The sequence below is a fragment of the Micromonospora sp. C31 genome, from assembly GCF_018070575.1.
GTDB lineage: Bacteria > Actinomycetota > Actinomycetes > Mycobacteriales > Micromonosporaceae > Micromonospora.
This window is the reverse complement of the sequence record NZ_JAGPXN010000001.1, coordinates 805,326-819,382: the sequence shown is the minus strand read 5'-3', so window position 1 is coordinate 819,382 and position 14,057 is coordinate 805,326. Positions and strand designations below refer to the sequence as shown.

At 75.5% G+C, this 14,057-nt stretch carries 12 protein-coding genes and 1 pseudogene; 6 read left to right on the top strand and 7 right to left on the bottom strand.

Features of this window, described 5'->3' with window-relative positions; all coding sequences use genetic code 11:
- Positions 1-28 precede the first annotated feature (28 nt).
- On the bottom strand, positions 29-1,429 hold the full coding sequence (locus KBX06_RS03835; protein WP_210832718.1) for an FAD-binding oxidoreductase: 1,401 nt from the start codon (positions 1,427-1,429) through the stop codon (positions 29-31).
- Between the two features lie 68 nt (positions 1,430-1,497).
- Between KBX06_RS03835 and KBX06_RS03830 the strand changes: the two genes are divergently transcribed.
- A complete protein-coding gene (locus KBX06_RS03830; protein ID WP_247685000.1) occupies positions 1,498-1,872 on the top strand; it encodes a DUF4031 domain-containing protein in 375 nt (124 codons plus the stop codon).
- Positions 1,873-1,915: 43 nt separating this feature from the next.
- Here the strand turns inward: KBX06_RS03830 and KBX06_RS03825 are convergent, their stop codons facing one another.
- A complete protein-coding gene (locus KBX06_RS03825; protein ID WP_210832717.1) occupies positions 1,916-2,578 on the bottom strand; it encodes a metal-dependent phosphohydrolase in 663 nt (220 codons plus the stop codon).
- A 74-nt stretch (positions 2,579-2,652) separates the two neighbouring features.
- On the opposite strand from KBX06_RS03825, the gene KBX06_RS03820 reads away from it, so the two are divergent.
- Positions 2,653-3,909, top strand: a complete 1,257-nt coding sequence (locus KBX06_RS03820) for an aromatic acid exporter family protein (RefSeq protein WP_374225570.1) — start codon at positions 2,653-2,655, stop codon at positions 3,907-3,909.
- A 21-nt stretch (positions 3,910-3,930) separates the two neighbouring features.
- On the opposite strand, the gene KBX06_RS03815 is transcribed toward KBX06_RS03820, so the two are convergent.
- Positions 3,931-5,322, bottom strand: a complete 1,392-nt coding sequence (locus KBX06_RS03815) for a PLP-dependent aminotransferase family protein (RefSeq protein ID WP_210832715.1) — start codon at positions 5,320-5,322, stop codon at positions 3,931-3,933.
- Here KBX06_RS03815 and KBX06_RS03810 point away from each other — a divergent pair.
- The gene (locus KBX06_RS03810) at positions 5,321-6,277 is read left to right on the top strand and encodes a DMT family transporter (RefSeq protein ID WP_210832714.1); all 957 of its coding nucleotides are present in this window, start codon (positions 5,321-5,323) and stop codon (positions 6,275-6,277) included. The genes KBX06_RS03815 and KBX06_RS03810 overlap by 2 nt on opposite strands.
- A gap of 39 nt (positions 6,278-6,316) precedes the next feature.
- Positions 6,317-7,810, top strand: a complete 1,494-nt coding sequence (locus tag KBX06_RS03805) for a PrsW family intramembrane metalloprotease (RefSeq protein WP_210832713.1) — start codon at positions 6,317-6,319, stop codon at positions 7,808-7,810.
- A 71-nt stretch (positions 7,811-7,881) separates the two neighbouring features.
- Here the strand turns inward: KBX06_RS03805 and KBX06_RS03800 are convergent, their stop codons facing one another.
- Positions 7,882-8,049: a hypothetical protein gene (locus KBX06_RS03800; RefSeq protein WP_165947924.1), complete on the bottom strand. Its 168-nt coding sequence runs from the start codon at positions 8,047-8,049 to the stop codon at positions 7,882-7,884.
- A 98-nt stretch (positions 8,050-8,147) separates the two neighbouring features.
- Complete coding sequence (locus KBX06_RS03795) at positions 8,148-8,486, bottom strand: co-chaperone GroES (RefSeq protein WP_210832712.1); 339 nt, start codon at positions 8,484-8,486, stop codon at positions 8,148-8,150.
- 88 nt (positions 8,487-8,574) lie between these two features.
- On the opposite strand from KBX06_RS03795, the gene KBX06_RS03790 reads away from it, so the two are divergent.
- Positions 8,575-9,942 carry an AI-2E family transporter gene (locus tag KBX06_RS03790; RefSeq protein ID WP_374225562.1) on the top strand — a complete coding sequence of 456 codons (1,368 nt, stop codon included), beginning with the start codon at positions 8,575-8,577 and terminating at the stop codon, positions 9,940-9,942.
- 40 nt (positions 9,943-9,982) lie between these two features.
- Here the strand turns inward: KBX06_RS03790 and KBX06_RS03785 are convergent.
- A pseudogene (locus KBX06_RS03785) lies at positions 9,983-12,145 on the bottom strand (ATP-dependent DNA helicase); the annotation flags it as partial.
- Positions 12,146-12,362: 217 nt separating this feature from the next.
- Between KBX06_RS03785 and KBX06_RS03780 the strand changes: the two are divergent.
- Positions 12,363-12,869, top strand: a complete 507-nt coding sequence (locus KBX06_RS03780; RefSeq protein ID WP_210832710.1) for a DUF402 domain-containing protein — start codon at positions 12,363-12,365, stop codon at positions 12,867-12,869.
- 57 nt (positions 12,870-12,926) lie between these two features.
- Here KBX06_RS03780 and sigJ read toward each other — a convergent pair whose 3' ends face one another.
- Positions 12,927-13,892 (bottom strand): RNA polymerase sigma factor SigJ, encoded by a 966-nt coding sequence (gene sigJ, locus KBX06_RS03775; RefSeq protein ID WP_210832709.1) that lies wholly within the window; start codon positions 13,890-13,892, stop codon positions 12,927-12,929.
- Positions 13,893-14,057: the final 165 nt, after the last annotated feature.

Genomic DNA, 14,057 nt, shown 5'->3' with positions numbered 1-14,057 from the left:
CTTGACGATCCGGCCGACCCACGCAGCGTCAGAGGACCTTGCCGGGGTTGAGCAGACCGGCCGGATCCAGCGCGGCCTTGATCGCCTGGTGCACCCGGACGCCCACCGGGCCGATCTCGCGGGCCAGCCAGTCCCGCTTGAGCAGGCCCACGCCGTGCTCGCCGGTGCAGGTGCCGCCCAGGTCCAGGCCGAGGCGCATGATCTCGTCGAACGCGCGCCGGCCGCGTTCGAGGCTCACCGGGTCGGCCCGGTCCACCACGATGTTGGGGTGCATGTTGCCGTCCCCGGCGTGGCCGACCACGCCGATCGGCACGTCGCACTCCACCGCGATCCGGGCCACCCCGTCGAGCAGCGCGGCCAGGGCGCCCCGGGGCACCGCCACGTCATCGATGACCAGGCCGCCGTTGCCGCCCGGGTAGCTCTGCGCCGCGAACTGCTCCATCGCCGGGTGTGCGAGCCGGCGGGCCTGCAACAGGGCCGCCGCCTCCACGGCGTCGGTGGCCGCGTAGACCTCGTCGGCGCCGGCCGCCTCGCAGACCGCGGCCAGGTCCGCCAGGTCGTCGGCCGCGCGCGAGCCGGTGTCGGCGGCGGCCAGCAGCAGCGCCTGCGCGTCCGTCCGCAGCCCCATCGGCCGGTACGCCTCGATGGCCCGCAGGTGCGTCCGGTCGAGCAGCTCCAGCAGGCTGGGGGAGAGTCCCCGGGCGGCGATCTCGGCGACCGCCGCGCCGGCGGCGGCGGTGGACGGGAAGACCGCCACCATGGTCAGCGACTCCGCCGGTGCGGGCCGCAGCGCCACGGTCACCTCGGTGATCACGCCCAGGGTGCCCTCGGAGCCGACGAAGAGCCGGGTGAGGTCGTATCCGGCCACGCCCTTGGCGGTACGCCGGCCGGTGCGCAGCACCTCGCCGGAGGCGAGCACCACCTCCAGGCCCAGCACGTACTCGGTGGTGACGCCGTACTTGACGCAGCACATGCCGCCGGCGTTGGTGGCGACGTTCCCGCCGATCGTCGACGACTCCCACGAGCCCGGGTCGGGCGGGTACCACAGCCCCTGCTCGGCCACGGCGGCGGCGAGCGTCGCGTTGACCACGCCGGGCTGCACCACGGCGATCCGGCTCACCGGGTCGATCTCCAGCACGGCGTCCATCGCGACGGTGCTCAGCACCATCGCCCCGGCGACGGCGTTGGCCGCGCCGGCCAGCCCCGTGCGGGCGCCCTGCGGCACCACCGGTACGTCGTGCCGCGCGGCCGCGCGCAGCGCGGCGGCCACCTGTGCGGTGCTGCGGGGACGGACCACGACCAGGGGCGTGCCGGCGGCACAGAGGTCGGCCTCGTCGCGTTCGTGCAGCCGCAGCAGGTCCGGGTCGGTGAGCACGGCGTCGTCGCCGAGCGCCGCCCGCAGGTCGTCGAGGAGGGGGGATCCGGCCATGTCGCCGAGGCTACGGTCGGTGCCGCGCGATCACCAACCGGTCCCCGCGGCGGAGTAGTTTGGCCGACATGCTCTACCTGGACCGGCCCGCCTGGCCGTGGCGGGGGCGGCTCTGGTCCCACCTGATCAGCGACGTCTCGCCCGCCGAGCTGCACGCCTTCGCCGAGGCGCTGGGTGTGCCCCGCCGGTGGTTCGACCGGGACCACTACGACATCCCCGCCGAACGGTGCGCGATGGCCGTCTGGTTGGGCGCCCGGGTGGTGCCGAGCCGGGAGCTGGTACGCCTGCTCCGCCAGGCCGGCCTGCGCCGCCCCAAGCACCTGGCCGACCCTCACCCCACTCCCGGCCCGCCCTCCGCCCGCGTCGATCATGCAGTCGTGGTCCCCAGCGAAAGCCACGAACGGGCGCTTCCTGCCCACCACGACTACGTGATCGACACGTGAGGGCGGACGGACGGGAGTGCGGGGGCGGGGGGTCAGGGCGGGGTCAGGACAGGGCGGGCGGGGTGGGGGGTCGGCGGAGGGCGGACAGCTCGCGGGTCAGGTTGGCGCGGGCCCGCGACTCCCAGCGCCGCGCCAGCGGCGGCAGCCGAAACAGCGCCGGCAGGGCGAGCAGTCCGGCGAGCACCCGGGCCCGGCCCGCCCGGAAGGCCGGCTCGGGCACGTGCGCGTACTCCCGGCGGATCGCCGCGGCGTAGCGGTCGTACGCCTCGGGGGGCGCGGCCAGGATCGCGAGGTCGGCGTCGCAGAGCAGTGCCCCGTCGGCGTCGGCCGGGTCCACGGCGTGCCCGGCGGTGAGCAGCACCAGCCGGCGCACCTCCGCCACGGCGTCGGCCGGCAGGCCCGCCCGGACGAGCAGTGTGCCGGCGAGCGCCGCGCTGTCGCGTTCGTTGGCGTCGCCCCCGGCGCGCGGGTCGTAGACGGCGTCGTGGCACCAGGCCGCGAGGCGCACCAGGTCCGGCCGCCCGGCGGCCGGCGCGTGGGCGTCGACGACGTCGAGGACGGCCGTCAGATGGTGGGCGTCGTGGTAGTGCCGGTGCGGCTCGCGCCAGCGGGCCAGCAGGTCCGCACCGACCAGGGTCAGCTCCGCGGCGTCGGGTGCCCCGGACCCGCGGGCCGCGGCCCGCCACCGGTCGAGAAGGTCGGCCACCCGGTCGAGTCTGCCGTACCGCCGTCGGCGCCGAGGATTCACCCGGCGCGGCACGGGTAGTCCACGCCATGGCCGTGGCCCGGGACCGTCGACCCTCACCGGGGCGACGTGCCGCCCTGGGGGACCGGGGCAAGGATCTCGACACGGCCCGGGTCTCGGCGGCCCTGCGGACCCTGCGGCACCGTGGCAAGGCCACGCTGCACGACCGCCTGCACCGGCTGCGGATGGCGATGGGCCTCGCCGTGCAGGCCGGCCTCGCCGCCGGGCTGTCGTGGGTGGCGGCGCACGAGCTGCTCGGCAACCCGCAGCCGGTCTTCGCGCCGATCTCCGCGGTCGGCACCCTCGCCGCCTCGGTCGGCCAGCGGTTCCGCCGCACCGCGGAGCTGATCGCCGGGGTGGCGATCGGGGTCGCCGTCGGCGACCTGCTCATCTACTTCCTCGGCACCGGCCCGTGGCAGCTCGGCCTGGTCGTCACGCTGGCCATCATGCTGACCGTCTTCGCGGGCGCCAGCGTGGCGATCGTCATCCAGGCGGCGGCCACGGCGGTGCTGATCGTCACGCTCAGCCCGTCGACCGAGGACCTGGAGATCCCCCGGTTCATCGACGCGTTCGTCGGCGGTGGCGTCGCGCTGCTGGTCACCGCGATCCTGCTGCCGCTCAACCCGCTGCGGGTGATCAACCGGGCCGCCCGGCCGGCCCTGGACCTGCTCGCCGCCCAACTCGACGTCACCGCGGACGCCCTGCGGGACCGGGACCAGCCCAAGGCCCAGCAGGCCCTGGACCGGCTCCGCAACAACCAGGAGGAGCTGGCCGCCTTCACCGAGGCCATCGACGGGGCGAAGGAGACCGCCATGCTCTCGCCGATCCGCTGGCACCGGCGCGACGAGCTCACCCACTACGCCGAGGCCGCCGGCCCGGTCGACCGGGCGATGCGAAACGCCGGCACGCTGACCCGCCGCGCGGTGACCCTGATCGAGGACGAGGAGCCCATCCCGGGGCCGATGCCGGACGCGGTGGCCCACCTCGCCGAGTCGGTACGCCTGCTCAAGCACGAGTTCGCCGTCGGCGAGGAGCCGGAGCGGGCGCGGGAGCGGGCGCTGCGCGCGGTCAGCGAGGCCGGCCGGGCGTACGCCGAGGGGGTCGGCTTCTCCGGCAGCGTGGTGGTCGCGCAGGTGCGCACCACCGCCAGCGACATCATGGTGGCCTCCGGCCTCACCCAGGAGGAGGCCAACCGCGGCGTCCGGCAGTCCTTCGGCGACCAGGACCGGCCACGCGGTCAGGGGGAGTCCGACGCCGCCCCGAAGCCGCCCGCCGCCCCGCCGCTCGGCTGACCCGTACGCCCGGGAACCCGCTCAGGCCCGCAGGGCGCGGGCGAGACGGTGGACGGCCTCGTCCATGAGCTCGGGTGGGGCGGCGGCGTAGGTGAGGCGCAGGTGGGGGGCGGCGGGCTCGGCGGCGTACCAGGGGCGGCCGGGAAACACGACTACGCCCTCGGCGGCTGCGGCGGCGGCCAGCGCCACGTCGTCGGTGCCCTCGGGCAGGCGGATCCAGAGGTGCATGCCGCCGCGCGGGACCGGCTGCCGGGCGAGTTCCGGCAGGTGCCGGCGGAGCGCGGCCAGCAGCGCCTCGCGGCGTGCCCGCAGCGCAATGCGCAGGGCGCGGCGGTGCCGCGTCCAGGCCGGGGCGGTGACGAACTCGAGCGTGGCCTGTTGCAGCGGGCCGGCGACGAAGAAGTCGTCCAGCAACCGGGCCGCCCGCAGCCGGGCGCCGGCCGGGCCGCGGCCGCCGATCGCCGCGACACGCAGCCCGGGAGCGGTCGACTTGGTCAGCGAGCGCAGGTAGACGACGTGCCCGTCGGGGTCGTCGGCGGCCAACGGTGGCGGGGCCTGGCCGTCGATGGTGAGGTCGCGGGCGTAGTCGTCCTCGATCAGGAACGCTCCGGCGTCGCGTACGGCCTCGGCCACCCGGGCCCGGCGGTGCTCTGCCAGGGTCGCGCCGTGCGGGTTGGCGTGCAGCGGCTGGCAGTAGAACAGCCGGGCGCCGGTACGGGTGAACGCGGCGGCGAGCTGGTCGGGCTGTACGCCGTCGGCGTCGGCGGGCACGGGCACCACCCGCAGACCGGCTGCCCGGGCGGTGGCCAGCGCACCCAGGTAGGTCGGCGACTCGACGAGCAGGGTGTCGCCGGGCGAGGCGAGCGCGCGCAGCGCGGACGACAGCGCGGCCTGTCCGCCGGGGCAGATCACCATGTCCTCGGCGCGCAGACCGGCGCCGGCCTCGCGGGCGAACCAGCCGCGCAGGTCCTCGCGTCCCTCGGCCGGCCCGCGCTGCCAGGACGCGGGTTGCCGGGCGGCGCGGGTGAGCGCGGCACCGAGCGCGGCGGCGGGCTGAAGCTCCGCCTCCAGGTAGCCGCCCGACAGGGGGATCGCTCCTGCGGGCGGTAACGCCAGTAGCGCCTGCATGTCGTCCTCGCCCGGCCGGCGGGGGCCGAGCGCCACGGTCTGCCACGACAGGTCGGCCACGCGCCACTCGCGCGGCCGGGCGGCCACGAAGGTGCCTCTGCCGGATCGTGTCTCGATCACCCCTTCGGCCACCAGCTGCCGGATGGCCTCGGCGACGGTGACCGGCGAGGCGTGGTGGCGCGCGGTCAGCTCGCGCACGGAGGGCAGCCGCGCGCCGGGCTCGGCGACGGCCACGAGCCTGCGTAGATCTTGGATGACGCGTGCGGCTGCGTTACCGTCATTCATGAACGAGAAGAGTAGCGCTACTGTCCGCGGCGCGGTAACGGCCTACCGGACGACCGGTCTCGCCCTCGGCGCGCTGGGCGTCCTCGCCTTCAGCATGTCGCTGCCCGCCACCCGCGTCGCCGTGCAGCAGCTCGACCCGTGGTTCGTCGCCTTCGGCCGGGCCGTCGGCGCGGCGCTGCTGGCCGCGGCGTACCTGCGACTCACCGCCGCTTCGCGACCCACCGCCGCTTCGCGACCCACCCGTGGTCAGTGGCGGCGGCTGACCGTCGTGGCCCTCGGCGTCGTCGTCGGTTTCCCGCTGTTCACCTCGCTGGCGCTCAGCACCCGGACCTCCGCGCACGGCGCGGTCGTCATCGCCGTGCTGCCCGCCATGACCGCCGTGTTCGCCGTGCTGCGGGCCGGCGAGCGACCGCCGCCGCTGTTCTGGGCCGCGAGCGTCGGCGGGCTGCTGTCGGTCCTCGCCTTCCTCGGCGCCAGCGGCGCGGTGCGCGGGGCCCTCTCCCCGCCCGACCTGTTCCTGCTCGCGGCGGTCGTGCTCTGCGGCCTCGGATACGCCGAGGGCGGCGCGCTCGCCCGCGAGCTGGGCGGCGCTCGGACGATCTGCTGGGCGCTGCTGCTCTCGCTGCCGGTGACCGTGCCGGTCACGGTCGTCGCCGCCGTGGCCGCTGCGCCGCGCGCCGACGCCGTCGCCTGGTCGGCGTTCGGATACCTCACCGCCGTCTCCATGTTCCTGGGCTTCTTCGCCTGGTACGCGGGCCTGGCCCGGGGCGGCGTCGCACAGGTCGGCCAGATCCAGCTCGGGCAGCCGGTGCTCACCCTCGTCTGGTCGGCGCTGCTGCTCGGCGAGGCCGTCACTCCCGCCTCGATCGCGGCGGCGCTGGCGGTGCTGGCGTGTGTCGTGCTGATCCAGCGCACCCGCGGCCGCGCGCCGGCACCCGTGGCGAGGGAGGCCTGACGGCGCGGGCCGGTGACCTGCCGGCGGCATGGCGGGTCGATGCGGCCGGTCCAGCCGGCCCGGGATGGCTACGCTGACCGCATGGCCGACACCCCGCCCGGCGCACCCCTGCCGCCGTCGCCGACCGCGCCCGCCGTCCCGCCGCCGGGTGCGGCCGGGCCCCGGATGCCGCTGCGCCGGCTGGGGTGGCGGCGGGCCCTGGTGCTGGCCGGCACCGTCCTGTTCATCGCGGCGTGCGCGCTGTTCATGGTCTTCACGCTGGGGGAGAACCTGGGCGTCGAGGCGCTGCTGATCGGCGTGGTCGCCGCGATCCTCCCGGTTCCGGTGCTGGTGGCCTGCTTCCTCTGGCTGGACCGCTACGAGCCGGAGCCCCTCAAGTACCTGATCTTCTGCTTCGCCTGGGGCGCGTTCGTCTCCACGGCGGCCTCGCTGACGGTCAACGAGTTCTCCGCCGGGTTGTTCGAGGACTGGGGGCTGCCGACCGCGCTGACCGCGGTGCTGGTGGCGCCGTTCATCGAGGAGCTGACCAAGGCCCTCGGGCCGATCCTGCTGCTGATCTTCCGCCGCCGGGAGTTCTCCGGGATCACCGACGCCCTGGTCTACTGCGGGCTCTCCGCGATCGGGTTCGCGATGGTGGAGAACATCCTCTACCTGGGCGGCTACGGCTACGCCAGCGGCGTGGAGCGGTACGGGCCGGCGACCGGCACCCAGCAGGTCATCGCCATCTTCATCGTCCGGATCCTGCTCTTCGGCTTCGCCCACCCGCTCTTCACCTCGATGACGGGGGTGGGGCTGGGCATCGCCGCGCGCGCCGCCGACCGGTGGGTCCGGGTGCTCGCCCCGCTCGCCGGCCTGGTCCTGGCGATGATGCTGCACGGGCTCTGGAACCTGCTACCGACGCTCACCCAGGCCACCGGCCAGACCCTGATCATGCTGTACGGCTTCATCGGCGTGATGGTGCCGGTCTTCTTCGGCATGGTCGGGCTCGCCGTCTGGCTGCGGGCCTGGGAGGGGCGGCTCACCGAGCGGACCCTGCCGGACTACGTACGGGCGGGCTGGCTCACCCCGCCGGAGGTGGCGGCGCTGAGCAGCCTGGGACGGCGGCACGCGGCCCGGGTGTGGGCCAGGCGGGTCGCCGGCGACGGCGGGCTTAGGGCGATGCGTGGCTACCAGTTCGCGGCGACCCGGCTGGCGCTGCTGCGCGACGGCGCGCTGCGCGGGCTGGACCGACGCCCGGCGGACCGGGAGCGGACCGCGCGGGAGGAGCGGGAGCTGCTGGAGGCGATCGGCGCGTACCGGTCGTTCTTCGTGGGCCGGGACCCGCAGGTGCCGGTGGGGATCTGGGACGGGCACCGCTACCACCTGCGGTTCCCGGACGGCACGCAGCGCTCGGTGGAGGCGCCGGACGAGCCCGTCGTGCCGATTCCCGTGGTGCTCGTCCCGCCGCCGCCCCCGCCGCCCCCGGCCGGCTTCGGCCCGCCCGGCTGGTACGGCCAGCGTCCACCGGCGCCGTGGCCTCCCGGCCACCACTGACGCGTACGACCCGTCACCCCCGAGCCAGGACCGCGACCGGGGGCCGCCCTGTGCGGGTCGGCCCCCGGTCGTCAGGTCATCAGGCTGGTGAGGAAGTCACCGAGGCCCTGCGCCATCGCCATCAGCCCCGCCCCGATCGCCTTGAACATCTCGGCCGCGCCTTCCGGCCGGAAGGCCATGAAGTAGATCAGGAACGCGACGCTTCCCCAGAGCAGAATCTTCTTCACGAGTACCGGCATCGTCCCTCCCCAGGGCCGGTGGTGCGGCTGGCTTCCCGGCCGGGAGCGACGCAAACGGCACCGGCGCCCTCATCCGGACCGACGGGGCGGGGACGGGATCAGAGATAGAGACCGGTGGAGTCGTTCTCCACCCGCTCGGCGGCCACGGCGTGCACGTCGCGTTCGCGCAGCAGCACGTACCCGCGGCCGTGCAGTTCGACCTCGGAGCGGTCGTCGGGGTCGAAGAGGACCCGGTCGCCGGAGACGATGGCGCGTACGTTCGGCCCCACCCCCACGGCGGTGGCCCAGGCCAGGCGCTTGCCCACGGCGGCGGTCGCCGGGATCACGATGCCGGCGGTCGAGCGTCGCTCACCCTCGCTGCCCTCCATCCGCACCAGCACACGGTCGTGCAGCAGGCGGATCGGCAGCCCGGAGTCGAGATTATGGTCGGCGGTCACGCCGGAAACGCTACCGTGTCCCCGTCGGGCGGCCGTGGGTGGTTACGCCCCGGGGGCCGGGGGCAATGTGTGGCGGACCTGCCCTACGGTGGCGTCGTCGAACGTATCCTGTCCGCCCACCGAGTGGGCGGGCCGGTTCTCACGCCAGGAGGTGCGCTTGAGCCGCTTCGAGCAGTTACGCGGACGGCTCCGCCGCGCGTACGAGTCGGGCCGGGCGTCGGCGCGCGACCGCCGCACGGACCCGGCCGACGTCCCCGAACCGGCCGGCGTGGCCTCGCCGACGTCCCCCGGACCGGCGGCGGCGCCCTCCGCGACCGTGGTCGGCACCCCGCCGCCCGGTGCGATGCACAACTCCACCTCGAGCCGGGACGACGCGGACGTGCCGCACGCGTTGCGGATCGCCGCCGCCTGGTCCTGGCGGCTGATCGTGATCGGCGTCGTCGCCTGGGCGCTGTTGAAGATCGTCGGCACCGTCCGGATCGTGGTCATTCCGTTGGCCGTCGCGCTGCTGCTCTCGGCGCTGCTCGCGCCGGCGGTGGGCTGGCTGCTGCGGGCCCGCTTCCCGCGGTCCATGGCGACGGCGGTGGTGCTGGTGGGCGGCCTGGCCGCGGTGATCGGCACGCTGACCCTGGTGGTGAACGAGTTCATCCAGGGCGTGCCGGAGCTGAGCAAGAAGTCCTCGGAGGGCGTCCGGCAGATCCAGGACTGGCTGAAGACCGGCCCGCTGCACCTCTCCGACGGCCAGCTCGACAACTACATCGACGAGGGCCAGAAGTGGATCAACAACAACACCGAGAGGTTCACCAGCGGCGCCCTCTCCACGGCCGCCACGCTGGCTGAGGTGCTGACCGGCACGCTGCTGGTGCTCTTCGCCACCTTCTTCTTCCTGCGCGACGGCAACAAGATCTGGCGCTTCCTGGTCCGGCTGCTGCCGGTGGCCGCCCGTTGGAAGGTCGACGACGCCGGGCGGGCGTCCTGGGCGACGCTGGTCGCCTACGTCCGGGCGACCGTGCTGGTCGCCTTCATCGACGCGGTCGGCATCGGCGTCTTCCTCGTCATCTTCGACATCCCGTTCGCCTTCCCGCTCGCCGCGCTCGTCTTCCTCGGTGCCTTCATCCCGATCGTCGGTGCGACCCTGTCGGGTGTCGTCGCGGTCCTGGTCGCCCTGGTCGACAGCGGCCCGGTGACCGCGCTGATCATCCTCGGTGCGGTGATCGGGGTGCAGCAGGTGGAGGGGCACCTCCTCCAGCCACTCATCATGGGCCGGGCGGTGGCCATCCACCCGCTCGCGGTCATCATCGGCATCGCGGCCGGCGTGGTCCTCGCCGGGATCACCGGCGCGCTGGTCTCGGTGCCGCTGATCGCCGTGCTCAACACGGCCGTCCGCCGGCTCGCCGCCCGCACCGTCCCGGACACCCCGCCCGACGCCGTCGTCGTCGCCTCCCAGGCGCCCTGACCTCAGCCGGCGGGGGCCCGCGCCGCGGTGCGGCGCGGGGTCAGGTCCGGGCGAGGCGTTCGAGGGCGCCGCGGGCGACCTCCGGCCGGGTGGTGTACCAGAACGGCGGCAGCGACCGGCGTAGGAACGGCCCGTAGCCCCGGGCGGTCTCCAGGCGCGAGTCGAGCACCGCCACCACACCCCTGTCGCCTGTCGAGCGGATCAACCGCCCCACGCCCTGGGCCAGCCGGATCGCGGCGATCGGCACGCTGACCGCCGCGAAACCCGACCCGCCGCCGGCGTCCACCGCGGCGGCCCGGGCAGCGGCGAGCGGCTCGTCCGGCCGGGGGAAGGGCAGCCGGTCGATGACCACCAGTTGGCAGGAGTCGCCCGGCACGTCGACGCCCTGCCAGAGCGACATCACCCCGAACAGGCAACTCGACTTCTCCTCCCGGAACCGGCGTACCAGCAGCGGCAGCGCCTCCTCGCCCTGGAGCAGGACCGGCAGGTCGGTCCGCGCCCGCAGCAGCTCCGCCGCCTGCTGCGCGGCCCGCCGGGAGGAGAAGAGGCCGAGGGTACGCCCGCCGAGCGCGGTGACCAGCGTGAGCAGTTCCTCACCGGCCGCGTCGGGCAGCCCGGAGACGCTGGGTCGGGGCAGGTGCGCGGCGACGTACAGGATGCCCTGCCGGGGGTAGTCGAACGGCGAGCCGACGTCGAGGGAACGCCAGCCCGGCCCCGAGGTCGCCGGTGCGCCTGCCGGGCCGGCAGCCGTGCCGTCCTGCGCCCGGCCGCCCTGGGCGGTGCCGCCCTGCGCCGTGCCGCCCTGCGCCGTGCCGCCCTGGGCCGTGCCGCCCTCGGCCGGCCCGGTGCCCCGTGCCGGTGCGGCTGCGCCGGTGCGCCCGGCGGACCGGGCGGCCAGGGCAGCGGCGGCCGGTGACGGCGGGTCGGCCGGAGGCGCCTCCAGGCCCAGCGCCCGGGCCACCGTGTCGAACCGGCCGCCCAGCGTCAGCGTCGCCGAGGTGGCGACGACCGTGCGCTCGTCGTACAGGTGGGTGGCGAGCGTGCCGGCGACCGAAAGTGGCGCGACCACCAGCGCCCGGCGACCGTTGTTGTCGTTCTTCTCCACCCAGGCCACGTCGTGGTCGGCCTCCTCCAGCAGCCGCTGCGCGGTGGCGGAGAGCTCGTCGAGCACCGCCTTGGCCTGCTGCTTGCGCACCGGGTCCGGGTCGTCGGACTTGACGTCGCCGATCGCGTCGAGCGCCGCCCGGGTGGCCGCGTCGAGCAGGGTGCACGCCTCGCGCAGCGCGGCCGGCAGCCCCGAGGTGATCCGCCCGGCCGGCGCCTCGGCCAGCCCGACCGCCAGGGCGTCGCCGGCCGCGGTCAGCGACTCGGCGGTGTCCGGCCGCAGCAGCGGGCGGGCCCGCTTCGCGGAGCGGTCGATCAGCTCCGGCACCAGCTCGGCCTGCGCCGCGGAGGAGACCCGGTCGGCCAACTCGTGCGCCTCGTCGACGATGAGCAGCTTGTGCGGTGGCACGATGTGCCGGCCGGCGAGCATGTCGACCGCGAGCAGGCTGTGGTTGGTGACCACGATGTCGGCCTCCCGGGCGCGGGCCCGGGACGCCTCGGCGAAGCACTCCGCGCCGAACGGGCAGCGGGACGCGCCGACGCACTCGCGGGCCGGCATGGAGGCCAGCCGCCAGGCCTGGTCGTCGACGCCCGGGTCCAGCTCGTCGCGGTCGCCGGTGTCGGTCTTCTCCGCCCAGTCGCGCAGCCGCTGGACCTGCCTGCCGAGCCGCCCCGCCTCGCCGAGCCACCTGGTGCCGCCGCCGGGGCGCGCGGCCGGGGCGTCGAAGAGAGTGTCCTCCGGCTCGTCCTCGGTGGAGTTGTCCAGCCGGGCCAGGCAGAGGTAGTGGTGCCGCCCCTTCAGCACCGCGAAGGTGGGCCGCCGGCCGAGCACCGGCTCCACGGCGTCGGCGAGCCGGGGCAGGTCGTGATCGACCAGTTGGGACTGCAAAGCCAGGGTGGCGGTGGAGACCACCACCGGACCATCCACAGTCAGCGCGGGCGTCAGGTAGGCCAGCGACTTGCCGGTGCCCGTGCCGGCCTGCACCAGCAGGTGCTCGCGCGCCTGCACACACTCCTCGATGGCCGTCGCCATCTGCTGCTGGCCGGGGCGCGCCGCCCCGCCCGGCACCGCGCCGACCGCGGCGGCCAGCAGCTCCACCCCGCTCGGCCGGGCGCCCCGCCGCCGGCCTCCGGTGCGGGGCGAGGGGGTGGCGGAACCGGTGGTGAGGCGCGGAGTCACCGTGCGACGGTACCCGCCGTCCCCGACACCGGCCGCGCCGATCCGGGCGTGGCGTCGTCACGGTACGGTCTCCGGTCGACCGCGTCCGGTCACTTCCGTGCGGCGACGGATGGGCGGTATCGGTTAGGGTGCGATCATGCCGAGCGACGTGGTCCGCGTGATCTACCGCAAGTACGACGGCAGCGCCCACCGTGACTACCCGGCCCGCCGCCTCGCCGAGGACGATCTCGGCGTCTGGCTCGGCGTGCCCGAGGGCACGAAGTCCGTCTACCACGGCCGGCCGTCGGTGGAGCAGATCCCGTTCGTCCTCCTGGTGCCGCACCAGGCCTGGTGGACCGGCATGTTCAATCCACCACCACGGACCAGCGAGGTCTACTGCGACATCGCCAGCCCGGCCCGCTGGGAGAACGACGACACCGTCCACCTCATCGACCTCGACCTCGACGTGGTGCGCCGCCGGGCCACCGGTCTGGTGGAGTTGCGCGACGAGGACGAGTTCGCCGAGCACCAGGCCCGCTTCGGCTACCCCGACGACGTGGTGACGCAGGCCGAGGCGGCGGCCCGATGGCTCCTCGACGCGCTGGGCGACGGCACCGAGCCGTTCGCCACCTCGTACCGCAAGTGGCTGGCCCTGGTGGTCTGACCGCCGGCGCGACCGCCCGACGGATCAGGGCCGGCCGGGTGGCGGAACCCCCGGGCGTCACCAGCGCGGCGGCCAGCCGTCCTCGGCCGCCAGCGCCGGCAGATCACCCAGCTTCTCCGGATTGAGCTGGTGGAAGATCGCGGTCACCCGGCCCTCGTGCACCGCGAGGGCGGCGACCACCCGCAGCGGCCGTCCGTCCGAGTGCCGGCTCTCCAGGTGCAGGCCCTCCACCCCGTCGACCAGCACGCGGCGGGCGCGCAGCGTGCCGCCGTAGCGGCCGGCCCGGCCGAACAGGCCCAGCATGAAGCGGGCCACCGCGTCGGCACCTAGCACCGGGCGTCGGGCCGCCGGGAAGTGGCCGCCGCTGTCGCCGACGGCGACCACGTCCGGGGCGAGCACCCGCACCAGCGCGGCCAGGTCGCCCGACTCGACGGCGGCCACGAAGGCGGCGAGCACCCGGCGCTGCTCGACCGCGTCGGCGGTGTGCCGGGGCGCGTCGGGCGCGTGCACCGCCCGGCGGGCCCGGGAGGCGAGCTGACGAGCTGCGGCGTCGGTCGTACCGAGCACCTCGGCGATCTGGGAGAACGGCACGGCGAAGACGTCGTGCAGCACGAAGGCGACCCGCTGCTCCGGTGCGAGCCGCTCCAGCACCACCAGCAGGGCGGTGCCCACCTGGTCGGCGCGGACCGCCCGATCGGCCGGGTCGGGCGCGAAGCCGTCGGGGCGCGGGCCCTGGTCGAGCGGCGTCACCACGGGCTCCGGCAGCCACTGACCCGGGTACGCCTCCCGCCGTACCCGCGCCGAGCGGAGCACGTCCAGGCAGATCCGGGCGCAGGTGGTGGTGAGCCAGGCGCCCAGGTGCCGGATCTCGGCGCGGGCCGCCGGGTCGGCGAGCGCGGCGGCGTACCGCAGCCAGGTCTCCTGCACGGCGTCCTCCGCCTCGCTGCGGCTGCCCAGCATCCGGTGCGCCACCCCCAGCAGCCGCCCCCGCTCGGCCTCGAACTCGGCCACCAGTTCCCCCACGCCGCCCTCCCGCCCTGCTCTGCCGCCGCGCTCCACCGCGCCCCGATTCTCCAGCCCCCGCACCCGGCCCGCCAGGATCGGGGGCGATCGGGCAGTTGTGGTGCCCCGCGTAACGGGGGAAGCAGCGATTCTCGCCCACCCGCGAGTTCATGATCACGGGTGCGG

Excerpts from the sequence above, each read along its gene's own strand:
- KBX06_RS03780 (WP_210832710.1), top strand. The coding sequence starts at position 12,363 with ATGCCGAGCGACGTGGTCCGCGTGATCTACCGCAAGTACGACGGCAGC.
- KBX06_RS03800 (WP_165947924.1), bottom strand. The coding sequence starts at position 8,049 with ATGCCGGTACTCGTGAAGAAGATTCTGCTCTGGGGAAGCGTCGCGTTC.
- KBX06_RS03830 (WP_247685000.1), top strand. The coding sequence starts at position 1,498 with ATGCTCTACCTGGACCGGCCCGCCTGGCCGTGGCGGGGGCGGCTCTGG.
- KBX06_RS03835 (WP_210832718.1), bottom strand. The coding sequence starts at position 1,429 with ATGGCCGGATCCCCCCTCCTCGACGACCTGCGGGCGGCGCTCGGCGAC.
- KBX06_RS03815 (WP_210832715.1), bottom strand. The coding sequence starts at position 5,322 with ATGAATGACGGTAACGCAGCCGCACGCGTCATCCAAGATCTACGCAGG.
- KBX06_RS03810 (WP_210832714.1), top strand. The coding sequence starts at position 5,321 with ATGAACGAGAAGAGTAGCGCTACTGTCCGCGGCGCGGTAACGGCCTAC.
- KBX06_RS03805 (WP_210832713.1), top strand. The coding sequence starts at position 6,317 with ATGCGGCCGGTCCAGCCGGCCCGGGATGGCTACGCTGACCGCATGGCC.